7 protein-coding genes and 2 pseudogenes are annotated in these 8651 nt (G+C 71.9%); 2 read left to right on the forward strand and 7 right to left on the reverse strand.

Annotated features, from left to right (window positions below):
- The 4 genes and pseudogenes from ACFV1L_RS36025 to ACFV1L_RS36040 all read right to left on the reverse strand — a co-directional run.
- Positions 1-212 (reverse strand): annotated as a pseudogene (locus ACFV1L_RS36025) (hypothetical protein); the annotation flags it as partial.
- Between the two features lie 515 nt (positions 213-727).
- Entirely contained in the window at positions 728-1153 is a 426-nt protein-coding gene (locus ACFV1L_RS36030) for a hypothetical protein (protein ID WP_380374453.1), read from the reverse strand.
- 41 nt (positions 1154-1194) lie between these two features.
- Positions 1195-1635, reverse strand: a complete 441-nt coding sequence (locus ACFV1L_RS36035; RefSeq protein WP_380374456.1) for a hypothetical protein — start codon at positions 1633-1635, stop codon at positions 1195-1197.
- A 1031-nt stretch (positions 1636-2666) separates the two neighbouring features.
- Positions 2667-3290, reverse strand: a complete 624-nt coding sequence (locus ACFV1L_RS36040; RefSeq protein WP_380374459.1) for a hypothetical protein — start codon at positions 3288-3290, stop codon at positions 2667-2669.
- A 413-nt stretch (positions 3291-3703) separates the two neighbouring features.
- On the opposite strand from ACFV1L_RS36040, the gene ACFV1L_RS36045 reads away from it, so the two are divergent.
- Positions 3704-4660 carry a hypothetical protein gene (locus tag ACFV1L_RS36045; protein WP_380374462.1) on the forward strand — a complete coding sequence of 319 codons (957 nt, stop codon included), beginning with the start codon at positions 3704-3706 and terminating at the stop codon, positions 4658-4660.
- Positions 4661-5053: 393 nt separating this feature from the next.
- Here ACFV1L_RS36045 and ACFV1L_RS36050 read toward each other — a convergent pair whose 3' ends face one another.
- From ACFV1L_RS36050 to ACFV1L_RS36060, 3 genes and pseudogenes are all read right to left on the reverse strand, one after another.
- Positions 5054-6424 carry a caspase domain-containing protein gene (locus ACFV1L_RS36050; RefSeq protein WP_380374466.1) on the reverse strand — a complete coding sequence of 457 codons (1371 nt, stop codon included), beginning with the start codon at positions 6422-6424 and terminating at the stop codon, positions 5054-5056.
- Positions 6421-6813: a hypothetical protein gene (locus ACFV1L_RS36055; RefSeq protein ID WP_380374469.1), complete on the reverse strand. Its 393-nt coding sequence runs from the start codon at positions 6811-6813 to the stop codon at positions 6421-6423. Before ACFV1L_RS36055 ends, ACFV1L_RS36050 begins: the two co-directional genes overlap by 4 nt.
- Positions 6814-7258: 445 nt before the next feature.
- Positions 7259-7447 (reverse strand): annotated as a pseudogene (locus tag ACFV1L_RS36060) (hypothetical protein); the annotation flags it as partial.
- Positions 7448-7637: 190 nt separating this feature from the next.
- Here ACFV1L_RS36060 and ACFV1L_RS36065 point away from each other — a divergent pair.
- Positions 7638-7910 carry a hypothetical protein gene (locus ACFV1L_RS36065; protein ID WP_380374464.1) on the forward strand — a complete coding sequence of 91 codons (273 nt, stop codon included), beginning with the start codon at positions 7638-7640 and terminating at the stop codon, positions 7908-7910.
- Positions 7911-8651 lie beyond the last annotated feature (741 nt).

Here is an 8651-nt window from a genome sequence, read left to right on the forward strand (position 1 = left end):
TCCACGCCGGCGAGCGGACCGACGGTGCGGGGGCCGGTGCGGTCGCCGCCGACCCGTACGGTGACGACGGAGGTGTCTGCCGTGGGGGCCGGCACTGCCCGGGCGAGCGGGGCGCGGCCGGCGGGTGCGGTGTCGGTGCGGGCCACCGCGGGAAGGGTCAGGCCTGCGGCGGCGGTCAGCGCCGCGGCCAGGGCGGCGGTTGCTCTCATCATGGTTCCAGCAAGCCATCGCGCCGCACCGGCCCGGCTGCGGCACACGGTCGGCGCGTGAATCAAGCACTCTTTCGAACCACGCGACGCCAGGGGTGTGGCTGGCTCGGTTCTCGTGTTGAGCAGTCGGGCCGCAGCCGGCTGGGCTGGCGGCCGAGGTCGGGGACCGGGTCGGTGGTGGATCGACAGCATGGTCGTACCTGTCGGCTGTCGGATCCAGGCCGAGCAGCATCGCGCGCCAGCTCGGCCGACAGCCCTCGACCGCGCGGAGCGGGAGTTCGGCGGCGTGGACGTCCTGGTGGGCTCCGCCGGCCGGCTCGCCTTGTCGCCGATCGCCGGCCTCGACCTCGCTGTGCTCGATGCCCTGTACCGAAAAATGGCGCGCCGCCACGTGCGGATGAGCCTGCGCTTGGCGCATGGTGTCCCCGACGACTTTTCCGTCGTCGGAGTGCAGACACGCGGCCGTGTTGCTGCGGACCCGTGGGCGGGCGCCGGTACGGGCTGTTCCCGGAGGGACGTCAGCCGTCTTCGGCGAAGCCGTTCTCGGCGGCGGCCTTGTCCTCGAACGAGCGGTCGGGTGCGTACTTTCCCTGGAGGTCCGCCCAGGTGCCGGGACGGTTGTGCGTCAGATGGGCGACGACCGCCGTGCCCTTGGCCTGTTCTGCGGAGCAGTCGCGGCACGGCCCTTCCAGCGCCTCGGGAAGGCCTTGTTTCAGTTCGGTGGCGTCGGGGCCGCAGGGGCCCTGGTCGAGGAGGCACTTGACGTGGGGCCCGGCGTCCCGGTCGCCGGGTTCGGTCGAGAGCGCGTCGTAGCGGGCGTTGCCGCTCGTGGCGGCGGCGCGGTGGGACGGGGTGGGGACATCCTGGTGGGGCGCGAAGGCGGTCACGGTGGCGAGGACGGGACCGGTGAGGGCCGCGACCAGGACGGTGCTTTTCAACGGCACGGGGGACTCCGATCTGGGACGGTGTCGGGCCTGGGGGCCGGTCAGGGGCGGGTGACGGTGAATTCTGCGGGGCCGTCCTGGGTGGCGACCATGCCGGTGATGGAGGTGACCCGGGTTCCGGCCGTGCAGATCAGGTTGGTGCTGACGCCTTCCCCGGAGTAGGAGCTGAAGAAGATCTGTCCCCGCCCTGTGGTGTCGGTCCGCACCTCGAAGTCGGCGGTGGTCTGCCGGCTCTGTCCGGCCGTCACGATCTCCACGCTGAGCATGTTGTCGTCCGCCTTGACCGGGGCGACGGTCATGGCCCTGGAGACCCCGTCCAGCACGGCCGAGCCGACGAACGGCGCGTCCACGGCGAGTGCTCCGACGTAGTCGGTGTAGCGGCCCCCGCAGCCGTAGACGACGGCGGACGCGGGCGCGGGGGCGGTCAGGAGCGCGAGTGCGGCGGCGGCGCAGCACGCGGTGCTCAACATGACACGGTGCATGACGAGTTCCTTCCTCGGGTCGTCCCGCGCGGTGGCGCGGATGTGAGGTCCATCGAAGGCGGATCCTCGCCCTGGCGCAGGGCTGCGAGGGCCGAACGGCCGAGGACAGCGGCGTGGGGGTGTGGTGCCCGCGCCGAAGGGGCCGGGGTGCGGGCGTTCCGGCGGTCCGTCCTCCCGCAGTGCCGGCGTCGCGTTGATGATCAGCGACGCCGGGCGTCGCGCTCATCCTGGGAAGCAGCGACGAAGCCGAACCCGACGAGAGAACTCCGTGGTCTTCGTCCCCGCAGGCAAGAGCGTCAACATCCAGGTCCGGCTGAACGTGGCCGCCGACGCCGTCGCCGGCGCGGCCACGGCCCGGCCCTACGCCGTGTTGCTCACCGCTGTCCACTCCGAGCAGTCGGCTTCCTCGAGGGCGCGAAGAAGGCGTTCACCATCACCCACCCGGCGGCGCTTCCACCTCCCCCTCCGCCCAGCCGCCCGCCTCAGCCTCGGCGGCGTCGTCCGCCGCCAAGCCCTCGGTGCCGGCGCGTCGTCCTTCGCCAAGCCCTCCGGCGCCGCCCCGGCCAAGCCGCCCGCGGCCGCGCCGTCCGGGCTGCCCACCAAGAAGCCTCCGCCACCACGGTCGACGATGCCAAGAAGGAGACCCGGACCAGCCTGGCCGGCACCGGCGGCGGCAGCGACTCGAGCGCCGTCGCCGCCACCGGCGCTGCCGCCCTCGCCCTGGGAGCCGGAACCCTTGTCCTCTGCGCCGCCGTCGTACCAGCCACCGGGTCCGGTAGGGCAGCGCCGCGCTCGCACGCACCGGGACCGGATGCCGGCCATCCGCGGCGGCTGCCGAGTTCGCCGGCCAGCGCGTCCCTGTGTCTCCTCGAGCTCCGAAGGCGGGTTTTTGCCCTGGGGCAGGGCTGAGATGGCCGGGGAGAGCGGCACCGGGCCTGGTCCGGTGTCCGCACCGGAGGTGTCCGGTGCGGACGCCGGCCTGCGACGACGGCCTGTGGTCGTCTGTTGTCGGCAGGGTGCGGGTGGCGAGGTCAGGCGCGGTACATCTGGGTCGCGGAGGTGATCCGGCCCTGCTGGTCGAACTTCACGATGAACTGGTTCGCGTAGCAGAGGTACGGGGCGGGCGCGGTGTGGGCGCTGCCCTTGCAGCCCTGGACGATCTTGACGAGGAAGTCGACGGAGGCCTGCTCGGGCTTGGTCTGGTTGAGGACGTATGCGGTGGCGTCCGGGGCGAACTCGTAGGTCTCGGTGTTGCCGGTGGCCTCGAAGTAGGGCTCCCCGGGGACGTTGGGACCGCAGACGAACCGGGTCGGGCGGGCCTTCAGGGCGAACTTCGCGCTGGAGGCCTCAACGGCCTCAACGGCCTCAACGACGGTACCGCCGTCCACCACACCGCCCTTGCGGGAGCAGTCGTCGGCCGCACCGGTCGTCTTGGCAGTGGTTCCGCCCGCCGGCTTTCCCGTGCTCGCGGCGGGCTTGGGGGAGGCGGGGCCGGCGGTGGCGGACGCGGCGGGGTCTCCTCCCGCGCTGCCCGCGGCAGAGGGGGAGGAGGCCGGGGCGGCGGCACCGGTGCCGGAGCCGTCCGGGCCGCAGGCGGTGATGGCGAGGGCGGAGGCGGCCAGGGCGGCGGCCACGATCGCGCGGCTGAAGCGCATGCTGAAGTCTCCCAAGCGGGTAGCGGTGAACACGACGGGCCTCGGCTGTGAATCAGTCGACGCCCCCGCGGCTCGACCTTCACTTCCAAGATCCAATGGATGGACATCTTGCCCTGTCCAATGGTTCCCACTGCGCCAGTCCGGCCCTTGACAGCTCCATTCGCAACCAACCCGTGACACCTGTTGCATACCCCGCAGGGTATGTCGCGGCCAGGTAACGGCTCTGCTCTGAAGGACCTGCCGATGGGGTGGAGGATCTCCCCCTCTTCGGCGGGTCGATCGACGTGCGGTCGGGCCGCTGTGAGCAGGGGCACGCGGCAGAGGGTCTGGGGCTGTCGTGACCCGGTGATGGCGGGCACGATCGGGTCGCGGATACTGCTTCGTGCACCGCAGCACCCGAGGAAGGACAGCTCATGCAGCGGACGGAAGCCAGAGCGGCACTGGGCGTCCCTTCGGCTGTCCTGGCGATCTGCGCCGCGGTGGCCGGCCTGTCCGCCCTCGGGTGGGCGCACTCCGGCGCTGCCCTTGACCGGGCCACAGCCGCCGTCGACGGCCGTGTGGAGGAAATCGAACGGGGCCGCGGAGCCCTCGCCGTCGTGACCTGGACGGACGCAAACGATGTCTCCCACACCGAGCGCCTCCCACTGTCCGACCCCGACCGCTACCGCCCCGGCGACAGCTACCCACTGCGCTACGACCCCGCCGCCGCCCACCCCCGGGCCGTCCCCGCACAGGCCGACGACCTCACCGACCGGCGAGACGAATACCTCGTCCCGCTCGTCCTCGCCGTACTCGCCGCCGCCGGAACCACCACCTTCTGGGGACTCAGAGCCCTCCTCCACCTCCGCATCCGCCGCGCCCCGGCCACCCCGGGCCGCGCCCGCGGCGGCCAGGCACCCCTCGGACACGCCACCGCCAGGCCAGTCGTCCACGTGCAATGGCACACCGCCGACGGCCGTCCCCGCGAAGGATGGCAACCCGTCATGGCCGGACCGGCCGCAGCATCCCTGCGAGCCGGCGACCCACAAGACGCGACCGCAGTGCTCGTCCACCAACGGACAGCCGACGGCCGCCTCGTCATCGCCCTCCCCGACGGCACCCGGCTCATCCCTGCCGGGCCCCTGCGACCCCGGCGACCCCGCCACTGGAACGACAGCCCCGAACCACCGCCCCTGCCCGGCACCCCACCACCTCTTCCCCACGGATGGCGGCTGCGCTGCATCCTCGTCGCCCTCACCACCGGTGCCGTCGCTGCGCCGGTCGTCTGGTGGCTCACGAGCCAAGCTGCAGCGACGGCCGCTCTCACCGTCGTCCTGGCGGCGTCGGCTGCCACCGGGATGTGGCTGCGCGAGGTCCAGCGCGTCGGCTGAACGATTCCGGGGACAGCAGCGAAGGCCGCCCGGGCAGCCCTCGGCTGCCGCAGACGGCACGCCGGTGCGTCGCCGCTCTGCTGATCGGCGACTGCCGCGGTATCGGGGGCGCCGGGGCGGCCAGGGACGCCGACTACCGGGACGCCGAGGCTTCGTGGGCCGGGGCGTGCTCCCACTGCTGGCGCGTGCCGGCGCGGACCATCCGCAGGTAGGCGCGGAGGCGGTCGAGTTCGCGAATGGGCGGCGCGTCGGTGCTGCGCCGAACCCGCCCGTGGCCAGCTCGGCCCCGGCTTCCTCAGCACCCCCGGACGGCGCAGGCCCGACCGCTGGGTGCGGCCGCCCGCCCGCTGCGCCCACTTCGCTGCGCGTGGAGGCACGCGTCGAGCTGGGATTTCAGAGCATGTCTTCCCGGATGCGGGGGTCGTGGTTCATGAGTTCCTGGGTGGTGTGCAGGACGGGGACACCGGCGAACCTGTCCAGGGCCTCGAGGACGGAGTCCTTGTCGGTCGCGAAACCTCCGACTCTGGCGAGAGGAACGTAGCCGAGTTTGCTGAGCTTTGCGGAAAAGAGCATGTCGAACGCCGACAGCTGAGGGGTCTCCGGTTTTGGTTGCACCGTCAGGAGATGGTGGGGCCCGAACAGGTCTGATCGGCCCCGAAGGTTGGAGGGCGGCACCACGCCCACGGCCGTGATGTCCTCCCACGCCAACCGCAAGGTGTCGGTGCGGTTGCGGTAGTGGTTGTGCAGGGTGATGGCCGAGCGGTCGATGATCAGTTCCGCTTCCTTCAGCTCGGACGGTGCCGCGACTGCCTTGATCGCCAGGACCATCAGCATCAGAGCCCCGCCCATGGCCGGGATCCCCCACAACGCCGTCACGTCGTGGGCCCCCCAGGCCACCACGCCGCCCAGTGGCAGGCACAGGCCGGCAATCACCGACAAGCATCCCCGTATCGCGTTCCTCGCCTGCCGCGCCTGGAGCTCTGGGTGACGGTGGAACCTTGCTCGGTCCGATTCTTCGGTGTCGGGGGCGTCGGTGGGTGGGAGGGGGCCGCGGGTCAGGGAGAGGGAGGCGGCGGTGTCGGTCGCGCGTTGTCGGGGTCGTGGCAGGCCGCGGGAGGTGAGGTCGGCGGCGACGGCGTGGTAGATCCCGTCGAGGGTGAGCGGCTCCGCGTTGTCGAGGGCGGCCAGCAGGGCCCGGGTGAAAGCGGTGTACTGCTCGCCGGTCGGCGCGTAGGACGGCGTGGTCGCGCTGCTCGATGTCATCGTGTAGGTGCCGGCGATGGACAACTGCCCGTCCACGACGCCCTCCTCACCCGCCATCACGTCGATGGCGCGCCCGGAGAAGCAGCAGTCCAGGATCAGCACGCGTGCCGCCGCGCCGCTGGCCCCGAGGTCCTCGCGCAGCAGGTCGACGGCCAGCGCGCTGTACTTCGGCGCGCCGGTCCGGGTGGTGCTCGTGGCGAGGTGGAGCCGGCCCCGGTCGTCCACCAGGCCGTGCCCGGCGTAGTAGACCAGCAGCAGGTCCGTGGCCTCGGCGGCGGCCCGGCCCACCGCGCGGCCGATGTCCGCGACCGACGCCGATGGATCGACGACCTCGCAGCTGCCCGCGTCCAACACCCCCGTCCGGGCATCCGTCAGGCGCCGCCGCAGACCCGCCACGTTCTCCCGCACCGCCGGCAGATCGGAAAGACCCGGCTCCTCCGGAAAGGAGCCCACTCCGATCAGCACGGCACGCGACCGCACCGGGTCCGGGAAACGGCTCACCCCTCGCGCTCCGGCCCGTCCACCAGCCGACCGATCTCCCGCAACAGGCCGGGCAGTTCGTCCCTCGCCACCCGCGCGTCCACCTCGACGCTGCGGCCGTCGCGGCCGGTGAGAACGATCTTCACCTCCGCGCGGCGCTGGCTGAACCAGGCGGACAGCGAACTGGCGAGAACCGCCCCCGCTCCGCCCGACCCCAGTGCGACGGTGAGCACGTCGAGCAGAGCGCCCATCTCCCCGGCCCCGGCGTCGCGCGAGGCCTCCAGCCGCAGCCGCCCCCGCAGCCCGTCCTCCATCCGCAGCCAGTCGAACAGCGACTGCAGCACGCCGTCGCGGTCGTCGACCACCGTGATCCTCACAAGCCGCGCCCCCGTACCCGTTGTGACGTCCATGCCGACCATCGTCCCAACGTTCTGACGCCCCGTCAGCCACTTCGCCCGGTCCCTTTCCCCTCCCGTGCGACCCGCGCGGCCGCAACCGCCGCCGACCGGTGGCAGGGGGAGTGGCCCGGCGGGATTCGCGCCGCCCGGCGGTCGCCTGCCCGCCCGTGGCCCCTGCGGCCGCGCGTGGCTTCTGCGATACGGCGGGCGGTTGCTGCCGTGGCGGTGGGCGCGGCGGGCGGTGACTCGTTCGGGTGAATCCGGTCGGTGGATGGCATGCGGAAACGTAGGCGTCCGGGTTGGCCTCGGCGAGGGTGCGGTAGTGGCCGACGGCTTCCTGGATGGCGGTCAGGCCCTCCTCCCGCCGCCCCGTCTCGCCTAACCGGACTGCGAGGTTGTTGAGGGCGCTGGCGAGGCTGGGCAGGTAGGCATCGGGGTTGGCCTCGGCGAGGGTGCGGCGGATGGCGACGGCTTCCCCGACGGCCGCCAAGCCCTCCTCCCGCTGCCCCACCGCACCCATGAAGTTGGAGAGGTTGTTGAGGGCGCTGGCCAGGTCGGGCAGGTAGGCATCGGGGTTCGTCTCGGCGAGGGTGCGGCGGATGGCGACGGCTTCCCCGATGGCCGCCAGGCCCTCTGCCCGCCCCACCGCACCCAACCTGACTGCGAGGTTGTTGAGGGTACCGGCGAGGTCGGGCAGGTAAGCATCGGGGCTGGCCTCGGCCAAGGTCCGACGGATGGCGGCGGCTTCCTCGACGGCGGCCAGACCCTCCTCCGCCGGCCCACCTCACCCAACCGGACTGCGAGGTTGTTGAGGGCGCTGGCGAGGTCGGCAGGCCATGGCCCAGGTAGTCGCGCACCTGCGAGCCGCCTTCGACGCCCTGACCACGGCGTCAAGCAGCACGGACCACGACGAGCTCACGGACGGCAACGTCGACACCGTGCTGTCCGAGCTGGCACAGATCTGCGCTCCGGTGCCCGCCCAGCAGGCCGGCCTGACCGACGAAGCCCTCATCGCCCGCGTCCTCGCCGATCCGAAGCTGGCCGCCAGGACCGCGGCCGCGCTGCGCCAGCAGAAGCGGTTGACTACCGGTGAAGAAACGATGCTCTGATCACCGCCCGCCGGCCCGGTTGGGGAAACCTCTCGTCCTCGGCGGCAGTTCGTCCTCGGCGGCAGTGCACCTACGCCGCCGACCAGGTCACCAAGCTCGACGGCCTGGACGAGCTGCGGCACCTGGAGCCGGACTGGAACCGCTCGTACCGCCGCCTGCCCTACCTCGCCGCCGGCGGCACCCTCGACGGCCCGGCGAACCGCACCGGCCTCGGCGACGACCCGGCCTTCCGGCCTGGTACCTGGCTGCGCAAGCAGGAAAAGGCCGCACCGACGGCAAGCTGACCGACCACCAGACCGCGCTCCTGGACGCGCTCACCCGGCACGCCGAGACCGTCACCGGCTGACCCGCCCCGCAGGACCTAGAGAGGCTGCAAGCCATCGGTGCTTGCTTGTTTCAAGCACGCCCCGAGCTGGAGCTCTCCGGTCTCCGGGTGTGACCTGTTGGGTTGTTGCCCGGGCTCGTCGACAGCGCGTTCCAGCGGTCCTGCCAGTACCCGTCGGCCTGGGGCTGACGGAATGCCATCATAGCGAGCCATGGTAGTCGTCGTTGAAGTAGAAAGCAGTGCTCATGGAGCCCGTGAGGCTCACGGCGTTGAGGCCGTCCGGTTGCGCCGTTGGGAAAGCACCGAACCTCATTCTGAAACAATCAATGAGGGAGAGGGAATTCTTTCCATGGGTCCCATTTGTCGGCCGCGTTGTATTCTGAGGTGAAGAAACCTTGATCAGTATTTGCCCACAG

Source organism: Kitasatospora sp. NPDC059646, from assembly GCF_042734615.1.
Lineage (GTDB): Bacteria > Actinomycetota > Actinomycetes > Streptomycetales > Streptomycetaceae > Kitasatospora.

Coding starts and splice junctions, on each gene's coding strand:
- ACFV1L_RS36035 (WP_380374456.1), bottom strand. CDS start 1,635: ATGCACCGTGTCATGTTGAGCACCGCGTGCTGCGCCGCCGCCGCACTC.
- ACFV1L_RS36040 (WP_380374459.1), bottom strand. CDS start 3,290: ATGCGCTTCAGCCGCGCGATCGTGGCCGCCGCCCTGGCCGCCTCCGCC.
- ACFV1L_RS36045 (WP_380374462.1), top strand. CDS start 3,704: ATGCAGCGGACGGAAGCCAGAGCGGCACTGGGCGTCCCTTCGGCTGTC.
- ACFV1L_RS36055 (WP_380374469.1), bottom strand. CDS start 6,813: ATGGACGTCACAACGGGTACGGGGGCGCGGCTTGTGAGGATCACGGTG.
- ACFV1L_RS36065 (WP_380374464.1), top strand. CDS start 7,638: ATGGCCCAGGTAGTCGCGCACCTGCGAGCCGCCTTCGACGCCCTGACC.